Annotated in this window: 15 protein-coding genes, 2 pseudogenes and 1 CRISPR repeat array; of the genes and pseudogenes, 6 read left to right on the top strand and 11 right to left on the bottom strand. The window is 37.0% G+C overall.

The window, feature by feature from the left end; translation table 11 throughout:
• Nucleotides 1–10: 10 nt before the first annotated feature.
• Nucleotides 11–241 (top strand): annotated as a pseudogene (locus tag F0161_RS01330) (ribonuclease H); the annotation flags it as partial.
• Nucleotides 242–282: 41 nt separating this feature from the next.
• Here the strand turns inward: F0161_RS01330 and F0161_RS01325 are convergent.
• The 5 genes from F0161_RS01325 to F0161_RS01300 all read right to left on the bottom strand — a co-directional run bounded on the left by F0161_RS01325 (nt 283) and on the right by F0161_RS01300 (nt 3,641).
• Nucleotides 283–1,080 carry an IS3 family transposase gene (locus F0161_RS01325; RefSeq protein WP_190318891.1) on the bottom strand — a complete coding sequence of 266 codons (798 nt, stop codon included), beginning with the start codon at nt 1,078–1,080 and terminating at the stop codon, nt 283–285.
• A 51-nt stretch (nt 1,081–1,131) separates the two neighbouring features.
• Nucleotides 1,132–1,374, bottom strand: coding sequence for a transposase (locus F0161_RS01320; RefSeq protein ID WP_011679759.1), 243 nt, complete (start codon nt 1,372–1,374; stop codon nt 1,132–1,134).
• A 529-nt stretch (nt 1,375–1,903) separates the two neighbouring features.
• Nucleotides 1,904–2,161, bottom strand: coding sequence for a hypothetical protein (locus F0161_RS01310; RefSeq protein WP_050884803.1), 258 nt, complete (start codon nt 2,159–2,161; stop codon nt 1,904–1,906).
• A gap of 38 nt (nt 2,162–2,199) precedes the next feature.
• A complete protein-coding gene (locus tag F0161_RS01305; RefSeq protein ID WP_150203312.1) occupies nt 2,200–2,640 on the bottom strand; it encodes a MarR family winged helix-turn-helix transcriptional regulator in 441 nt (146 codons plus the stop codon).
• A 155-nt stretch (nt 2,641–2,795) separates the two neighbouring features.
• Nucleotides 2,796–3,641 (bottom strand): manganese catalase family protein, encoded by an 846-nt coding sequence (locus tag F0161_RS01300; RefSeq protein WP_150203309.1) that lies wholly within the window; start codon nt 3,639–3,641, stop codon nt 2,796–2,798.
• A 316-nt stretch (nt 3,642–3,957) separates the two neighbouring features.
• On the opposite strand from F0161_RS01300, the gene F0161_RS11665 reads away from it, so the two are divergent.
• Both F0161_RS11665 and F0161_RS01290 read left to right on the top strand, forming a co-directional pair.
• Nucleotides 3,958–4,077 carry an IS3 family transposase gene (locus F0161_RS11665; RefSeq protein WP_003590074.1) on the top strand — a complete coding sequence of 40 codons (120 nt, stop codon included), beginning with the start codon at nt 3,958–3,960 and terminating at the stop codon, nt 4,075–4,077.
• 137 nt (nt 4,078–4,214) lie between these two features.
• Nucleotides 4,215–5,105 carry an IS3 family transposase gene (locus tag F0161_RS01290; RefSeq protein WP_318635337.1) on the top strand — a complete coding sequence of 297 codons (891 nt, stop codon included), beginning with the start codon at nt 4,215–4,217 and terminating at the stop codon, nt 5,103–5,105.
• A gap of 165 nt (nt 5,106–5,270) precedes the next feature.
• Nucleotides 5,271–7,683: a CRISPR direct-repeat array (repeat unit 36 nt; unit sequence GGTCTCGAACTCATTGATTTGATACTCTTCTAAAAC).
• A gap of 30 nt (nt 7,684–7,713) precedes the next feature.
• Here the strand turns inward: F0161_RS01290 and csn2 are convergent.
• The 5 genes from csn2 to F0161_RS01265 all read right to left on the bottom strand — a co-directional run bounded on the left by csn2 (nt 7,714) and on the right by F0161_RS01265 (nt 14,190).
• The gene (gene csn2, locus F0161_RS01285; RefSeq protein ID WP_150203306.1) at nt 7,714–8,385 is read right to left on the bottom strand and encodes a type II-A CRISPR-associated protein Csn2; all 672 of its coding nucleotides are present in this window, start codon (nt 8,383–8,385) and stop codon (nt 7,714–7,716) included.
• A complete protein-coding gene (gene cas2 / locus F0161_RS01280) occupies nt 8,382–8,687 on the bottom strand; it encodes a CRISPR-associated endonuclease Cas2 (RefSeq protein ID WP_174795646.1) in 306 nt (101 codons plus the stop codon). Before cas2 ends, csn2 begins: the two co-directional genes overlap by 4 nt.
• Nucleotides 8,665–9,570 carry a type II CRISPR-associated endonuclease Cas1 gene (gene cas1, locus F0161_RS01275; protein ID WP_150203304.1) on the bottom strand — a complete coding sequence of 302 codons (906 nt, stop codon included), beginning with the start codon at nt 9,568–9,570 and terminating at the stop codon, nt 8,665–8,667. The genes cas2 and cas1 overlap by 23 nt, the downstream gene beginning before the upstream one ends.
• A gap of 201 nt (nt 9,571–9,771) precedes the next feature.
• The gene (gene cas9, locus F0161_RS01270; RefSeq protein ID WP_150203301.1) at nt 9,772–13,848 is read right to left on the bottom strand and encodes a type II CRISPR RNA-guided endonuclease Cas9; all 4,077 of its coding nucleotides are present in this window, start codon (nt 13,846–13,848) and stop codon (nt 9,772–9,774) included.
• 132 nt (nt 13,849–13,980) lie between these two features.
• Complete coding sequence (locus tag F0161_RS01265; protein ID WP_137602300.1) at nt 13,981–14,190, bottom strand: hypothetical protein; 210 nt, start codon at nt 14,188–14,190, stop codon at nt 13,981–13,983.
• A gap of 129 nt (nt 14,191–14,319) precedes the next feature.
• On the opposite strand from F0161_RS01265, the pseudogene greA reads away from it, so the two are divergent.
• Nucleotides 14,320–14,787 (top strand): annotated as a pseudogene (greA, locus tag F0161_RS01260) (transcription elongation factor GreA).
• 47 nt (nt 14,788–14,834) lie between these two features.
• Here greA and F0161_RS01255 read toward each other — a convergent pair.
• The gene (locus F0161_RS01255) at nt 14,835–15,785 is read right to left on the bottom strand and encodes a sugar-binding transcriptional regulator (protein ID WP_150203299.1); all 951 of its coding nucleotides are present in this window, start codon (nt 15,783–15,785) and stop codon (nt 14,835–14,837) included.
• A 304-nt stretch (nt 15,786–16,089) separates the two neighbouring features.
• Between F0161_RS01255 and fucP the strand changes: the two genes are divergently transcribed.
• Nucleotides 16,090–17,481 (top strand): L-fucose:H+ symporter permease, encoded by a 1,392-nt coding sequence (gene fucP, locus F0161_RS01250; protein WP_137602302.1) that lies wholly within the window; start codon nt 16,090–16,092, stop codon nt 17,479–17,481.
• The gene (locus F0161_RS01245) at nt 17,468–18,484 is read left to right on the top strand and encodes an aldose 1-epimerase family protein (RefSeq protein WP_150203297.1); all 1,017 of its coding nucleotides are present in this window, start codon (nt 17,468–17,470) and stop codon (nt 18,482–18,484) included. The genes fucP and F0161_RS01245 overlap by 14 nt, the downstream gene beginning before the upstream one ends.
• Nucleotides 18,485–18,489: the final 5 nt, after the last annotated feature.

Below are 18,489 nucleotides of genomic sequence, written 5' to 3'. Positions count from 1 at the left end.
GGCCCCAACAATGGCTACGATTCATCTTTACCTTGCAAGTACCAACCACCAATCGACCAACATCACCGCAACAACCCCCGCTGCCTGGGTCGTCATTCAGAGATATGCTGACCATCAAAAGGCGCTAAACGACGGTGGCTACGGACATACCGAAACTTCACTGGCCTTGAGTGCTCTGACCACCGCACTCGCCACGTTGAAACGTCATGATTTACCCGTTCATATTCACACCACAACTGAATGCTCAGAAGTCAATAAATTGGACTATTTTTATTCAGTTACTTAGGCAACATTTGAGATACGATTGCGATTATAAAAATTGATATACCAACCAATGGCTGCTTGGACTTCAGTTAATGTTTGGTATGCCTTCAGATACACCTCTTCACGCTTCAATATTGAATGAAACGCTTCCATACGGCCATTATCGTACGGATGGCCTTTGAGTGAATATGAATGTTTCAAGCCATAATTTTGGCATTTAATATTAAACTCAGCACTCGTGTATTGTGACCCCATATCTGAAGGAATAATCAATGGCTTTCGATGCTTATCTAACGCCATCTGTAAGGCACTTGTGGCTAGCTCGGCTGTCATTGTATCGCCAATTTTATAGCCCAATACTTTTCTCTTCTCAGGATCCAAAACGGTCGCTAAATAGACCCATCTGTGATTAGTCAACTGAATATAAGTGATATCTGTTTGCCAAACACCGCTCAAATCATGCAAGTGTCTAATCAGATTGGGTTTTTGATCAACCGTCACAACAGTTTTGGGTTTGCGATAACGTTTTTGCATGCGGGATTTAATCCCTAATTCACGCATCAATTTGAGTGTCATATACTCAGATACTTTCGGCCCGTCGGTTTGTTGACTATAAGCAGCAATACGACGATAACCATAAAATTTAAAGGTTTTCCAAACGTCTAAAATATAAGGTTTCAGGGATTCTCTACGCTTTTCTTGTCGACTGGGTTGCCAATGGCGCCAGTTGTAATAGGTACTAGGTTTGATTTTAAGTGCACTTAAAATACGCACAAGCGCGTGGCCTTGTGCTAAAAATTGGTTAACTAGCGGCAATCCCACATTACGGACTATTTTTTGGCTAGTAAGATGGCCGCTCAATGCCTGTCAGGCTATGCGTGATAAAATTTCGTTTTCTTCCTCCAAAATAGCGAGACGCTTTTCTAATTGCTTGACATCCTTTAACGTCTTTGACCGACCCTGAATCATGACTGGGGTAGCTTGCTTGACCCAAATAGCAATAGAATCTTTTGAAGGTCCAAATTCCTCTGCCAATGATTTAAGTGAACGTCCTTCTTGGTGAAGTTTAACCAGTGAATCTTTAAAATCTTGTGAATAACGAATTGACATAAAAATACTCCTATACTTTCATTTTACGGACTGAATAAAAATAGTCCATTTTTTTAGTATAAGAGCAATACTGAACGCTTCTGTTATTGCGTTGACTGTGTGAGTTTGAGAATATTAAAAGATAGCCGTATTACGGCTATCTTTTTTCTCTTGGGTCGCCCTTCTCTATAGTTTGGATTGTGTTGTCTAGCAAATGTCTGTCCAGATTGTTTTTGTGATGTCGTTGTGCCCGAATATTTTTCACTGAAAACCATCTCAACCCCCCGAAACTTTTAGAGTCTCTTTTTGCTCATCCAAAGGTTACCCGGCAGTCGACACTCTAGCATAACCATAAACCATCATATTTCGCCTCATTAAATTGCATAAATAAATTGCAGTGTGTGAATACAAATATATCATGGCGTTGAAAAAGCGCAAAATACTTATAAGTAGTTTGCGCTTTTTTGTATTATTGGGGTTTATTAAGTAAAGAGTGAATATCTATTTGTATTTTAAGCTATATCTACATAAATATAAATAGGCTTGGTAACTAATCGCAATCACAATGAATATCTTTAAACTTTTCGCGATCTTCCTCTGACATATCTGCTAAGTAAGACTCTGGTTGTTGGGATTGTCCGTCGATATAGGCAATGAATTCGCGACCAATCCACGTTTTTTTAACACCATTAACGTAAATTGACCAAAACTCACCATTGTCTCGAGCAATTTTTTCACAGCCAGCGTGACCAATTTCGTAATAGGATCCGTCCATTAATTTGATTGAATTTGCTATTTCATGAATCATTTGTTTCCCTCCGTTATTTAGCGAGTATATATTGAAACTTATTTAGATAAGTTATTAAATACTTTCATAGATAATCTAGATAATTCATTCCATTCTTGATCATTTAATCCACTTTTAAATACTAACTGTTGAGGAAGCGTAAATGCTTCTTCACGTATTTCTTTACCAGAAGACATTAATTTAATGTAGACAATTCTGGTATCGTTGGTTGATCTCGTACGTTCAATTAATTTTTGGCTTTCCATACGGGTCAATAAAGGTGACAAAGTACCGTAATTTAAGTCTAATAATTCCCCCAGCTCGCTGACAGTAATATTATCATGATCGTAAAGAGCTACTAAAACTAGATATTGTGGATATGTTAAATTAAGCTCATTTAGAAACGGCTTATACATGCGTTGAATTGCTCTTGATAGCTCATAAATAGAAAAACACAGGTGTTTTTCCAATTGGGCGTCGTTTTTGTTAAATTCTATCATAGGAATAACTCCTTTTATTAAATCGTGTGCGATTAAATATTAACACGATTTAATATAATTGTCGAGATAGAATCAGCTATTCAATGCGCTAAATAGATAATTTTCTGACGCCCTATACTCAATATCAACGTCTTATTGATTCAATTTAAGCATTATTAACCTTGATCATTATGAAGTTCAGAACTTGCTGGCTTTGTTTTAGGTACCTCGCCCATTGCTTCAGGATTTTCCTGGTAAGTAAACATTTGACCATCTTTAGCAATTTGATTTTCAAATGCACGTGATCCTTCACCATCTGAAAAATTCATGATAACGTGGCTATACTCTGAATGTTGAATATCGTTCATGTTACCAGGCACCACGACACCATATCTCTCTTCTAATTCTTCTTGTGCCTTGATAAATTGTAGCTGATGTTGCGTTTCACGGGCTAGTAAGAACTTCAACATATCTCGAACACCTTCATCACGCGTCATGTGATATAAACGGCTCACTTGAACACGTGCTTGTGATTCTCTAGTTACATTAAATCGCATGTCAGCCAATAAGTTACCGCTTGTTACATTAAATCGCATGTCAGCCAATAAGTTACCGCTTGATGTAACGTAACCAGTATTCCAAGCCGCACCATTTGGATTAGTTAGACCAGCTGTTAACCCATGTACAAGTCCATGTTCAGGATCAGTGCCACCCATTACTTTAGCAAGAGAAGGATCTTTTTTAATCATTTCCTCTTGCTCGTAAATAGGAGTATCTTCTAAAAGATAAGCAATCATAGTCGAAATCATTTCGACGTGAGCAATTTCTTCTGTCCCAGTATCAAGCAAGATGTCTTTATATTTTTCATCACCAGTTGAAGCCCAACCTTGTGATAAATATGACATCATGCCAGTCATTTCACCCCATTGACCGCCAAGTGCTTCTTGTAGTTTGCGAGCCATTAGTGGATCAGGACGATCTGGCTTTGCATTAAATTGTAAGGCACGTGTATGTTTGAACATTGTGAGTCTTCTTTCTTGAATAAAAAAATATAAAACGTTCGCGATTAAATCGTTCGCGATGTATTCATGATAACATTACAAATATTATTTGTCTAGAAGTAACTAAAATATTTTTGTTTTAGTCCTTTTGCTCAATCTTATAAATAGAGGAGCTAGCATAGATTGTTTCTGGTTGACTGTGAACATAGAAAAAATCAGAGCTGTGTAAGAAGTTTAAGAGGTTCATTACTAAATTTGGATGTAAGCTGATTCCTGAGACAACTTTTAAGAGAGGGTATAATGAATAAATCGTCTCTCAAAAGGAAGGAATTTTTACATGCCAACTCGTTACGACAAAGAATTCAAACAAAACATTATCAACCTATATAAGCAAGGCGAATCAGCTGCCCAACTGGCCAGAGAATATGGCATTGGCTATTCAACAGTTCATAAGTAGATCCAGGGCCAGGTCAAAACTCAATCCGGTAAATCGCCAGACGAAATCAAAGCGATGGAAAAGCGACTGGCTTCGCTGTCTGAGGAGAACGAAATCCTAAAAAAAGCCCTGGGCTTCCTTGCGCAGAAGTAACCAATATCTTTGATTACATTCACCAAGAAAGCCATCACCACCAGGTAACCAAGATGTGCCGAATCCTCGGTGTTTCCAGAGCTCAGTATTATCGTTATCGATCCCCCAAACCTTCAAAACGCCGGGCCGAAGATACGGACTTGAAACAACGGATTCTGCGGATCTTTGCGGAATTTAAGCAGCGATACGGTGTTATGAAGATCCACCATGAATTGAATCTGGAACTTCAACCACTGCAGCTTCGGTGCAGTCCACGACGGATTTCCCGGCTCATGAAGGAACTGGATATCCACTCCGTTACTGTCAATAAGTGGAAAGCGGCTTCGGCTTCCAAAACCAAGGTTGAACAGCGTCCCAACTTGCTTAAGCAGGATTTCTCGACCACTGGTTTAAATCAAAAATGGACCGCTGATATGACCTATATTCAAACGAAGCGTAATGGCTGGTGTTGGTTATCAACCATCATGGACCTGCACTCACGACGGATTATCGGCTATTCGTTCTCAAAAAAGATGGATACTGATTTAGTCTTAAAGACCCTTGAAAGCGCGGTTAAAAATCGAACCATTACTGGGGACCTGATTATCCATACGGATTTAGGATCACAGTATACCAGCGATGATTACAATCAACGTTTAACTGAGCTACATATCCGCCACTCATACAGCCGTAAGGGTTGTCCGTATGATAATGCGCCAATGGAATCCTTTCACGCTTCCCTCAAAAAGGAATGTGTTTATCCAGTGCCGGTCTTTGAAGATTATGAAACTGCCGCTGCCGTCCTTTTTGAATATGTGCATGCTTTCTACAATAGGAAGAGAATTCATAGTTCACTGGGCTACCAGACCCCCTTACAAGTTGAAATTGCAACACTTACGAGCCAAATGGCCGCCTGATTTAATGCTTTCCAGGGTTCAAATAAGTTATTAATCGCGATTAATGATTTATTTGAGCTGTGGAAGGTAAACGCGGTTCTGAATGTCTCTTAAAATCTGTCTCAAATATTGACTTCAATCCAACTCTTCTAAAACGAATGGCGAATACATAAAGCTGACAATAGTGGTCTCGAACTCATTGATTTGATACTCTTCTAAAACCAAACTCAGGTTACTCAAGTATCCGATGAAGGTCTCGAACTCATTGATTTGATACTCTTCTAAAACTAAAGCATCCAAGAATTATAAAGAAAATAGGGTCTCGAACTCATTGATTTGATACTCTTCTAAAACCAGATTGCCGTTATCGATGAAGATGAAGAAGGTCTCGAACTCATTGATTTGATACTCTTCTAAAACATCTGGAAGAACTTGGCGATAGCACATTGCGGTCTCGAACTCATTGATTTGATACTCTTCTAAAACTGATGCCATATCGACTTTATCAGTCCACATGGTCTCGAACTCATTGATTTGATACTCTTCTAAAACCGATGCACAAAAGCAACTTGCTGAATTGCAGGTCTCGAACTCATTGATTTGATACTCTTCTAAAACGATATTTTTACATTAGCTTTGATTGTTTTAGGTCTCGAACTCATTGATTTGATACTCTTCTAAAACGCTGTTATCGTCTGCTCGGCGTTTCTTCTCGGTCTCGAACTCATTGATTTGATACTCTTCTAAAACGCGATTTGATTTAATACGTACATTGCCATTGGTCTCGAACTCATTGATTTGATACTCTTCTAAAACGTAACAGCAGATAGAGTTGAATTAAAACACGGTCTCGAACTCATTGATTTGATACTCTTCTAAAACTTCTTGAGCATCATGCTTGTTAATAATCGTGGTCTCGAACTCATTGATTTGATACTCTTCTAAAACGAAAATATGGAGTTTAGTGAAATATTGGAAGGTCTCGAACTCATTGATTTGATACTCTTCTAAAACGCCCAGGATTGAAGATGGTTTTGCTAATCAGGTCTCGAACTCATTGATTTGATACTCTTCTAAAACCAGCCCCTTAATTTTTAGAACGGTAGCGAAGGTCTCGAACTCATTGATTTGATACTCTTCTAAAACAGTTTAACTGGTGCTGTTAGATATTTGACAGGTCTCGAACTCATTGATTTGATACTCTTCTAAAACCTGAATATTGAAAAGCTTTTGACGTTCATCGGTCTCGAACTCATTGATTTGATACTCTTCTAAAACATGCTTGCGTAAAATCTGGTATGTATGATGGGTCTCGAACTCATTGATTTGATACTCTTCTAAAACTTGCCTACTTGTTTAACCGTGTTATCAGTTGGTCTCGAACTCATTGATTTGATACTCTTCTAAAACGTGTTAACCGATTCTTCATATTCCGCACAAGGTCTCGAACTCATTGATTTGATACTCTTCTAAAACCGGCACAAACTAATTTGGCCAAAAGTGTTGTGGTCTCGGACTCATTGATTTGATACTCTTCTAAAACCATTACGCAGCCTTAATGGCGGCTGGCTGGGGTCTCGAACTCATTGATTTGATACTCTTCTAAAACTTGAATAGTTTTGGTGAAAGTTCAGAAATAGGTCTCGAACTCATTGATTTGATACTCTTCTAAAACGCTAGTAGGCTTCTTTATTTATGTAAAAAGGGTCTCGAACTCATTGATTTGATACTCTTCTAAAACAGATTTAGTCACTGGTAGCTCTAAAGATAAGGTCTCGAACTCATTGATTTGATACTCTTCTAAAACACCACAATTATTGACTTTTGTTTCGATAATGGTCTCGAACTCATTGATTTGATACTCTTCTAAAACCGCATTCACGTTCTTATTAATCAATTCAATGGTCTCGAACTCATTGATTTGATACTCTTCTAAAACAATTGGAATAATGTGCCAGTTAAGGTTCAGGGTCTCGAACTCATTGATTTGATACTCTTCTAAAACGGAAAGCTCATTACGGTTCTGATTGGTACAGGTCTCGAACTCATTGATTTGATACTCTTCTAAAACACTAATTGCACCAAATGCTGCAATTTATGCGGTCTCGAACTCATTGATTTGATACTCTTCTAAAACGGGCTAGTACTCTTTTTTAGATTGGAAATAGGTCTCGAACTCATTGATTTGATACTCTTCTAAAACTATTTATTTTAGTCTTCTACATACATATCAGGTCTCGAACTCATTGATTTGATACTCTTCTAAAACGCAGCCCTTGATAGCAGTGTTTCAGGTGGCGGTCTCGAACTCATTGATTTGATACTCTTCTAAAACAGTTGCGTTAATCGGCTTAGGTGTGATTATGGTCTCGAACTCATTGATTTGATACTCTTCTAAAACTCGCGCGACGGCTAGATGTACTGAAACAGGGGTCTCGAACTCATTGATTTGATACTCTTCTAAAACGGGGTGTGGCCTTGTTTAGCTTTTATAGCGGGTCTCGAACTCATTGATTTGATACTCTTCTAAAACTTCTTGTGCTTCTTCCATACCATCAGTCAGGGTCTCGAACTCATTGATTTGATACTCTTCTAAAACCGTCTAATTATAATAATTCTTTCATTTTGATCAGTATCGCCAATCAACAAAATCATTATCAATGTAGTAGTAACGGCATTCATTATATATTTCAGACCTCTGAATTTCTGAAAATTTAATGAGAAGAACATTCAAATCTAATGTCTTAACTAATTGAACTAAATCCACAAATTCAGATTCTCTCAAATAGTCAGATATGTTCATAAACCCAATAATTTTTGTTTCATTTAACTCACTTAAAGTTTTTAGAATTGTCTCAATTATAGCATATGGACCTAATGTCATCGTAGGACTGTATTCAATTTCTGAAAATTTTATTATCTTCATAATATCAATTTCGGCATTAACTTCCAGTGGTAAATCAATCATGTAAACTGTGTCTGACACAATACTTTTTATCTGTCTAGTTAAATCAATCAACTTTTGTTGTGTTTCATCTGGCATTATTTGGTACACCTGTTTGAGAATCTTAACTTGAAACAACTTGTTAAGATTTTCCACAAACATAGGATCACCAACCCAGTGCAATGCTTTAGTTGTCTCAACTAATTTATATTCGTCATCGCTAAACTGTAAATCATCTTGTAAATTTTTAAAATTCATTATTAATTTTTGATAGACATCAAAATTACCAGTTTCTAGAACTGTCATTTGGCCTGTGTTTATTTCAAATGGCTCAAATGGAGCATAAGTTAACTTCATAAAATCACCGTCCTATTTGAAGTGTTTCTAACATCATCTTTAAACTCACCTGTGATAAAATTCATATCGTTATACTGCTTTTCGGTAATCATCATTGATTGTATGATTCCATCATCAGGTGCAAATTCTGAAATACGCTTTTCCATATATCCTGCAGATTGTTTACTAACACAAACCCTTACATAAACAGAATATTGAATCATCAAAAAGCCTTCATTTATCAATGCTTTGCGAAACCTTCTGTAATCTTTTCTTTGTTCACTGGTTTGGACTGGTAAATCAAACATGACCATTAATCGCATTATTCGGTACCTCATCAAATATCTCCACCTTTACATCAACTTGTTCACTATTCCCACTTAGATAGTTCAAGCAATTCATTACATGCTTGGTTAAAGCATTACGTAAAATCGTTGTTTCGCCATTATATTTCATCTCAAAATTTAACAAATCTACCAAAGCAAACTTTATATCTGGCGTTAGTGCTTGAATTTTTTGGTTAACCACCCAATAATCAATGACTGGCCTAAAAGGTTCCATTAAATCAGATCCTAAATTAAAATCATTTTCCTCACTATGATGATGAATTCCAAATTGGGTTAAATAACCGTTAACTACAATTTCCCGATTAACCGCAGATAATAAAATCGAATATCCATAATTTAAGGCCGCATTAATTGGATCAAACTCATGACGAGTAAAATCTTTGTCAAATAACAGGTTAAAATATTTTCTAGCCACTACTGCCTCACGATTACTAGCATCCCCAACCTCAATCTTTTCTAATTCATTATTCAGCTCTGTAAAGACATTACCAGTCAACTTACATACTTGAATTTGCATATTAATTTTCGTAATCACAATTTTCGTCCAAAGTGATTCTTTCAATTCATTTTTCCAATTAAACTGATCCATTAATAATCCGACGTCTCTATTATTAGGATAATAGCCAATAGTTTCACAGCTTGGTTTACCTTTATCATTAGTAAAAATAATTTTTGCCCCTGCTTGTATTAATTTATTAATTGCCGCTGTTGTTATCACAACATTATTGGAAGCCAATAACAATACTTGAATATCATCAATGGGTATTTGACTGGTACCGTCTCGCGTTTGAACGACTAACTGCCGGCTAGAATACGACACCTTTCCATGTTGAGAAATAATGACACTCCTCCAACTCATAAAAACACTCCTTTAAAAAATATATTTTAGTGTTATACTTAATTGTGTTGACTGATACTCAACACATCGAATTCATTGATTTGATACTCTGAGTTAAAATCAAGCAAGGCGAAAGCCAAGTTTAATCTTTTGAGTCCCGTATAGGACCACTACATAAAGAGCGTTATTGATTGCAAAATCAATAACGCTCTATTTTGTTGCTTATAAATCTTTTAATTGTATACTTTTTTCAAATAATCCGGTTGGAGACAAAAATTTAACTACAGCACCTTCGCTCAGCCTTATTCCTCGAGACTGTTGCATAAATCCAAGTGGAGTTGCGATACCTAATTCTTTTATTCCCAGACAAGTGGAATTAGTATGTAACCCAATTAAAATTTTTTCAAGTACATTCGCTTGTCCAACTTCGATTACTTTCCCGTTTTTTATAATATTTTGTTCCGGAAACGAACTAAACTTATTTCTAGCCGCTGTTAATTTCATCCTAAACTGATTCGTATCATAAAGGGGTAGGTATTTATTTAGAGCAATAATAATTTCATCATATACATCTTCTAAACTATACTTTGATTTTTGCCCGGCAATTTTCTTTATAGTCTCTTTCGAAAGGTATAATTCAACATTATTATACGGAAGTGTTGAAGAACCCAACATAAACTGCTGTCCCCCATCTATAATCGGCTGACTATATAAAACTTTTGGCATCACTAATTCAAACCACTCAACTTTACGAGTAACTTTGCCAGTTTTTTTAATAGTTTTTTCGGTGGTAAATTTAGTCTGAATATAATCCGTCAATTTATCTATATCAATCTTTTTACCTTGTTGTACTGAATCGGCCACTCTTACCGGGATTCCTACAACTTTATAATAAATCTCGTCCTTCTTTTTCAATCTCACAATAGACATAAACGCATCCTTAGAACCTGTATATCCACCATATAATTCAGTAGGTTTATTGTTCTTTTTACGAATTAATTGTTTGGCTCCTTTATGTCCAAGTGATTTATCCAATTTTGCCGGATATAAAGTTTGATCATACATAGCACCAGTATTTGCATGAACTTCATGCGTAACCAAAACTTTCTTAAAATCATAAATTTTGTTCATGTTACTGATTAGTTGAACTTTGTCGGCAATTAATTCACCAGTATCTTTGTCCATTACTTTGTCCGAATATTTCAAATCTCTTAAAAAGTCAAAGTTAGCAAGTTTGCCAATATTGTCAGCTTTTTTAAATTCACCATAAACAAAGTAACGTTGTAGTTTTGGATATTTACGATACAAATAAGTACCCACAAAGGCAGACAAATAAGCATCAAATGCATGATGATAGTTATTTACATTACGATTCTTTGGAAAATCGAAGAATTCACGCATATCGTGAGTTAAATTGGCTTTCACGGAAACAATACTTGTATCTGTTCCAAGCTTTTCATTCAACGTTTGGGCAACCAGTTTAATAATTTGTCGAGTTTCTACCAACTGACGATTAATAAATCCTTCTGCCTTAAACTTATTGATATTATCTGGGTTCAAATTCAAACTATTGAATTTGCCCTTTGACAATAATCCTGATTCTTTCATTCTTTCCCAAGTTGGATACATTTTGTCTCTAAAGAAATTCCAAGGAACGTTGTCACCTTTTCGCAAGTTATCTTCATGATTAACAAGTACCTTATTATTAATGGAATCATCTTTAATAAATGACTGTGGCAAAATATGATCAACATCGTAGGCCGATAGATTATCAATATTAATTGACTGACCATTATAAACGTCAATCCCACCTTGCAAGAAATATAAGAACATTTTTTCTTTGTTTAATTCATTCTTCTTTGATTCAAGCTCACCACGAACGGTTTTCGATAAAATTTCATCGGTAACATTATTATAAATCTGACGAACTTGATTAATTCTTGGATTACTTCTACCCGCATTTGGTTGATCATCTCGCGCAAATTCAATAAATATTTTTTGAGGTGCATCGCCACCCATCGCGTTTTGAATATCTTGAACTACTAATAAGACCTGACGAATGGCCTTTTTGTTTTGTGGTGAAGTGTACATTTCATCTATCGCTTCGGGCATGTACTTACTGTTTCTTTGCTCATTAATTTCATTATTTTCGTCAAAAATAGCTTTTTTAAACTCTGGACGATTAACAATCATCATAAAGTTGTCATTACCATCACGAAGAATATCAATAATCCGTTGACCATTTCCATCAATTAAACCAATTAGCATTTTTTTAGATAAACTACCCCAACCACGATATCTCTTTTTGGCTAATTCATTCCGTTGGTCATCACTTAACCAGTCAATTTCTGCTAATTTAGTTTTAAAAATTCCAGCGTCTTCAAAAATAGTTGACCATTCAATAATCTTTTCGATATCATCTCGATATTTCAAATTATCTAGTTGGTCTGGAATGATTTTATGGTAATCAAAATAAGTGGATAAGTTACTAAGTACTTTTTTCTCATCCGCTAAGCCTTCAATTGTGAGACCATCTTGTGGATAGCTCAATTGGCTAACTAAGAAATCGTGTAATTGTTTCTTAGACACACTGGCATGAATGGTAAATAATTTATCATGTAGTTGTTGCTTTTGTTCAGCAGTAAATCGTTGACCATTCACTCTCACATTATTCAATTCGTTATAAACTTCAAAGTCTTGGTATAACAAACTACAATTTGGTAAAACATCTTCGTTCAAAAGATACGTATCTTTGGTTGTCATCCGCTTAATAAAGTTTTCAGCAGATTGATTTTTATCAACTAAATCTTCAAAGTTCCAAGGTGTGATAGCTTCTGTAGAAGCAGGATTTTTACGCACCATCCAAGCAAATCGAGTTTCATCTTTTTGCTGATTACTTGAGGTATCAACCATTGGGCCGACGTAATATGGCACACGGAAAGAAACCAGCTTATCAAGCTTATATTCCGTTCCAACTTTTTCACCCAACCAGTCATAATATTTTGACTGATTAGCAATAATTCGATCAAGTTCTTGTTGATGCAATTGATGAGGAATTGCGCCATTTTCTTTTGAACGTTGTTTAGGCATAAATTGATCAACGTCAATCCGAGATTTAATCGCTTGCGCTTCAAAACCAGGTACTTTATTCAGTTCATCTTTGACAGCTTTGTAAAAATCTTCTTTGATGAATGGCTTACTATTAAATCCATGAATATACTTGTCATAAGCAGCTTCAAGTTTATCAGCAGATTTTTTATCAACTAACTTTTCAACTGCTTTTAATTGTTTTAGATCAGCTTTATGCTCTTCGTACTTTTCAATCATTGACTCAGATAATCCTTGGCCTTCAGGTACAACGCCAGCTAAAGTGACTGCTGAGTGAACTTCATTAATAATATCAACCACATTAATCGCAAAATCATCTAGTTGAGCAATAATTGTATCCAATGCGTCATCTGCGGTATCAGAATCCAAAGAAAATTGCCAAACGGCGTCATCGTCAGATTCGATATTGGTCACCAAATTGAAGCGTGATTTTAAACCTAACACACCATTTAAAAATTGTTTAGCGACCCCAGCTTGGGTTTTCTTAACTTCAATGTCTGCAGAAGGTTCATAGATTAACTTCGAAGCTTCCTGTTGCCGTTGGCTTCTCGAACGATTTGTATCTAATAATAGTTCCTTAATTTTCTCAGCATTGTCTATTTTAAAAGTAATATCAAGGTCTGGATAGACACTTTTAAAAGCTTCATTTATTTCATTAAATCGTCTCTTTAAGTCCAATTTACCACTCTTAAATGAGCTCACGGGTGCACTATTTAAAAAGTGACCACGGTACTTCACAATATGGTGGATTGCCAAATAAACTTCACGTATATCAAATTGGCGATCTTCAGTCATTAAAGCTTGTCGTAAATGATAAATAGTTGGATATTTGTTGTAAAAATCTTGGTCCGTGACATTATCAAATAAAATACTGCCCGGATATTGTTTTTTTTCATCTTGTGGGACTATATTTGATTGTTTTTGTCGCATAAAAAATGCTTCATCAACTGGTAATATGTATGGTTCAAAGAAATCTTGTAACAGTCGTAAACGCCACTTGCGGCGGTTTAAGCGACGACGAGTAGTACGAAAACCGCGACGTTCAGCCGCTGTTTGGCCTTCGCTATAAATACGCGTTCCATACCCGTATTTCCCTTTGGCGTGCATCAGATTGTAATTATCATCTGTAATTGCCCATCCGATAGAACTCGTTCCAATGTCTAACCCGATATTATAGTTTTTCTTTGCCATTGTACCCTCCTAAGTAGATATATAATATCAGTATAATACATCTAGGTAGTGGGTGAAACGCTTTCATGTGAAACTGTACAAATAATATTTTTATGCGTATAAAAAGCGATATCAAATTGCTTTGACATCGCCTTAAATCCAACTTCCGTGTTCTTTTTTAACAGTGAAATATACTTCATAACGTTTATTTTTAACATCAAATAATGGATCATTTTCAACGTGAATCAAATCCGTGGGATAATCTTGCAGCAACTTTGATAATTGAATCACCAAATCAGCGGTACTTTCGGGCATCGTTTTCGATGACCACATCACTCTTCCATTACCAGAAAACCTAAACATACCCATCACCTCTCCCAATTATTAAATTACCATTATAATCTCACATTAATTAATGAAATTAAAGGAAAAACCGTTTTATTTTCGTATTTAATCAATGTACAATGAATTCAAATATTAAGGAGTTAATCAATGGAACCTTATTTTAACAAAATGACCCCCGATGGTTACGCGGAAATTGAATCAGAAATTGAAAAATTAAAGTTCGACCGTCCTAGTAAAATCGAAGCACTGGCAGCTGCCCGTGCTCTAGGTGACTTATCAGAAAACGCTGAATACAGCTCCGCCAAACGTGATTTACGACGTTTAGAGGGCCGATTATGATTTTTGAATAAACAACTTCAGTATGCACAAATCGTTACCCCATCCGACAGCGATGTGGTAGAAATTGGCAAGACCATCACAATCCAATTTTTAGATGACGAAGAGGAAAAAACCTATTTAGTGGTTGGTAAGCAGGAAGCTAACATCTCTGCCGGCAAACTTTCTTTCAATTCTCCGTTAGGTGCGGCTGTGATGAATCATAAAGTTAACGATATCGTCAATATTTCATCCCCAGATTCAACCTACGCCGTCAAAATTATTCAGATTACCATTTAACATAACCAAATCAGGACCAAGTGAATTCATCCACCTGATCCTGATTTTTACATGTTCAACAAGCTGCGCGCTGTAGTCTGATCAGTCACCAACACATTAGCATAATTGCCTTGCAAGGCTGCGTGCATTGGTAATAATTTGGCCGCTCCGCCACCTACTAGAATGGCGTATTCTTTACGTTTTAAATCGTCCAACGAGATGGCTACCGTTCGATCATCCAATGTTTGATCAACAATCGTGCCGTTTTTATCGACAAAGTGTGACAGGACATCCCCAACCGAATTTTTCTGTAAATAAGTAGCTAAATTCTTATCTAGGTAGCCCAACCTAAACAGCATCGAGTTCATTTGTGTATTGCCAACGGTGAAGAGGGCGATATTGGATTCAGTGCCTTCTCGGGTCACTGTTTGCACAAATTTATCGTTCATCACAATTTTTTTGGCCTCCACAGTGTCAAAAACCACCGGCACCGGAAGTAATCGGGCTTGCGTGTGAAATGCCTGGCTAAAATTATTCATGGTGTCAGCTGTATAGTTATTTTCCTTAGCCGTCGAGACACTACCTTTTAACTGCACCAATCGCACATTGACGGAATGGTTTTCTTTCAAATGCCGTGAGACTGCTTGCATCGTCAAGCCCCAGCTAATGCCAATCGTGTCATCGTCATGGACGATTTCATCCAAATAGTTGGCGGTCACTTTGCCGAGTGCATCTAAAATTGCCTCTGGATTATCATTTGTCTGCGTCGCAATAACAACTTGATTCAAATGATATTTTTGGATGAGTTGGCGTTTTAATGCTTCTACATCTTGAAAGGGATCATTAATTTTAATATCGACAATCCCGGTTTCGCGTGCTTGCGTCAGCGCTCGTGAAATTGTGGGGCGTGACACTTTGAGCCGTTTTGAGATTTCTAACTGACTCAAATTATCTAAATAATACAGACGGCTGATATTCAATATTTGTTCAGTCGTTTTTTTGCGTCGTTCCTGATTCATCCTAAGGACCCCCTTTAAGTCACCGTAATTCCAATCATCACGGACTTAATCAATAAATATAATGTAAAATAAATGGTCCACTATTGCAAATATTTTACATAGTTCCAAATTGTATTTGCACATATGTACACTATATGATATTATTCTGGTTGTAAACGGTTCCATCACTATTCTGGGAGGATAACGGTGGTTACTTGCAGCTACTTGGCTCAACTGGTGCGCACCAGACGCTTACATACTTTGAGAGATTGATAATTGAAATTCCCCGAACGAACTTGTTCAGCAGAAAGTAGGAGATTTCATTATGAACGATACACAGTCAAATTCAAAACACGGCTTTTATCTATTCAAGTTACATGCGAAAGAACTCGATTCTGGTTATGTCGACCGAACACCAATGTTCCAATATATTTTGCTATCCTTGATGTTTCCCTTATGGGGAGCAGCGGCCAGCCTAAATGATATTTTAATTACCCAGTTTAAAACTGTCTTTACTTTATCAAACGTGGCGAGTGCCTTTGTTCAAACCGCCTTTTACTTGGGTTATTTTTTAATTGCGATTCCAGCCTCACTCATTATCAAGAAGACATCCTATAAATTAGCTATCATGATTGGATTATCACTTTATACGATTGGATGTTTCTTATTCTTCCCCGCCTCAAATATGGGCACTTATGGCTTTTTCTTAGTAGCACTCTTTGCTTTAGCCTGTGGTCTGAGCTTCCTGGAAACTGCTTCTAACACTTATAGTTCATTAATTGGTCCCGAAAAATATTCAGTGCTGCGTCTAAACATTTCGCAAACTTTCTATCCTATCGGCGCGATTGGTGGAATTTTACTTGGTAAGTATTTAATTTTCGGTAGTGGCGCCAACTTGGAAACTCAAATGGCTGGGCTTAAAGGTCAAGCACGAATTGAGTTTGGCGAGCGCATGCTGCAGCACACGCTGTTACCGTACAAATACATTATTGTGGTACTTCTGTGTGCTCTCGTAATTTTCGGCCTCACCCAATTTCCAAGTGGTAAACCTAAAAAACAAGACAACGAAACTGACGACACCGCTAAAATCAGTGAAACACTGACTTACTTGATTCATAACTCTAAATTTAAACAAGGTATTTTTGCAGAATTCATGTATGTCGGCATGCAAACCGCCGTTTGGTCATTTACAATTCGGCTGGCGATGGAACTCAATCACACCATCAATGAACGAAGTGCCTCAACTTTTATGATTTTTAGTTATGCCGCTTTCTTTATCGGCAAAGTGGTCGCGAACTTTATGATCAAGTCCATGCATCCTTCAAGAGTCTTACAAATTTTCTCAGTACTTGGCTTTGCTTGCTTAATCTATATTGTATTTGTTCATAATATGACTGCCGTTTATATGGCCATCGTCGTGAGTGGTTTATTTGGGCCTTGTTGGGCTACCATTTACTCGCAAACTTTAGCGACCGTCACTGATCGCCGACATACCGAAACGGCCGGTGCCATTATTGTCATGTCGATTATTGGTGGGGCCTTTATCCCTGTTGCCCAAGGTTACGTGGCCGATATTTCCAACATGTCTGTCTCATTTTCAGTGAATGCCGTTTGTTTCTTAGTGGTCTTCATTTATGCCATTAGCAAATTGCGAGAAAGTAAAAATAATCCTACACAAAATGATCCTCAGGAGGTTATCAGTGATGAAAACAATTAATTTAAGTCATCAAATGTTTAGCGAAAAGGAATATGTCTTATACGAAGATGATAATTTCAAATTATCAACGTTTGTCTATCCTTCCGGGATTGAAGCTGTGCAAGTCAACAACTCCCGTGGGCACCTAACTATTCTGCCATTTTCCGGCATGATTATCTGGGATGCAATCTTCGATCACGTTTCGTTAAAAATGAAGGACATGTTTTCTCAGCCTTTACCTGGCGATGGAATTGCTGACACGTATGGTTGTTTCCAATTCACTTCTGGCTTATTAGCAAACGGTACTCCTGGTCCAGAAGATGATTATCAGTTACATGGCGAATTTCCAACTTCACAAATGGATTACTCATGCATTGAAATTGCCGATGAAACGCTCACGGTTAAGAGCGGCTTCGAATATGTTAAAGGCTTTGGTTATCATTATTTAGCTGAACCCAGTGTCACCATGCATAAAGCCAGTGGCCTATTTGATATCGAACTCAAAGTGAACAATCTGTCAAATTATCAAGAAATGCCACTCCAATACATGTGCCATATGAATTATGCCTATGTTGAAAACGCGGAAATCAGTTCGAATGTCCCTGATGAAGCCTTTAAGCTCCGGCAAACAGTCCCTGGTCATGTACACCCAACTCCAGAATGGACGCAATACAATAACGACCTGAAGGCATCCGGTAAAATTATTAATCAGTTAGACGATAAAAATCACTATGATCCAGAAATCGTCTTCTTCTCATCGGATTTAACTAAATTCACTGAAACCGCGAAATTCAGAATGGCGATTAACAATCGGCAAAACTTCTTAACTAAATTCGCAACGGACCAATTTCCAATTGTCACTCGCTGGATTTTGTATAATCCAGATCAGCAAGTCGGTGCGTTCGCCTTACCGGGCACGAGTCGTCCTGAAGGTTACACGGCTGCTCAAAAAGCCGGTACTTTAATTCATTTGAAACCGCAAGAAGTTAAACAATTCAAAGTGACGACGGGATTAGAAAATTAGGAGGA

This window comes from Paucilactobacillus nenjiangensis (genome assembly GCF_008632615.1).
GTDB lineage: Bacteria > Bacillota > Bacilli > Lactobacillales > Lactobacillaceae > Paucilactobacillus > Paucilactobacillus nenjiangensis.
The sequence above is the reverse complement of the archived record's forward strand: the minus strand, read 5'-3'. Positions and strand labels throughout refer to the sequence as shown.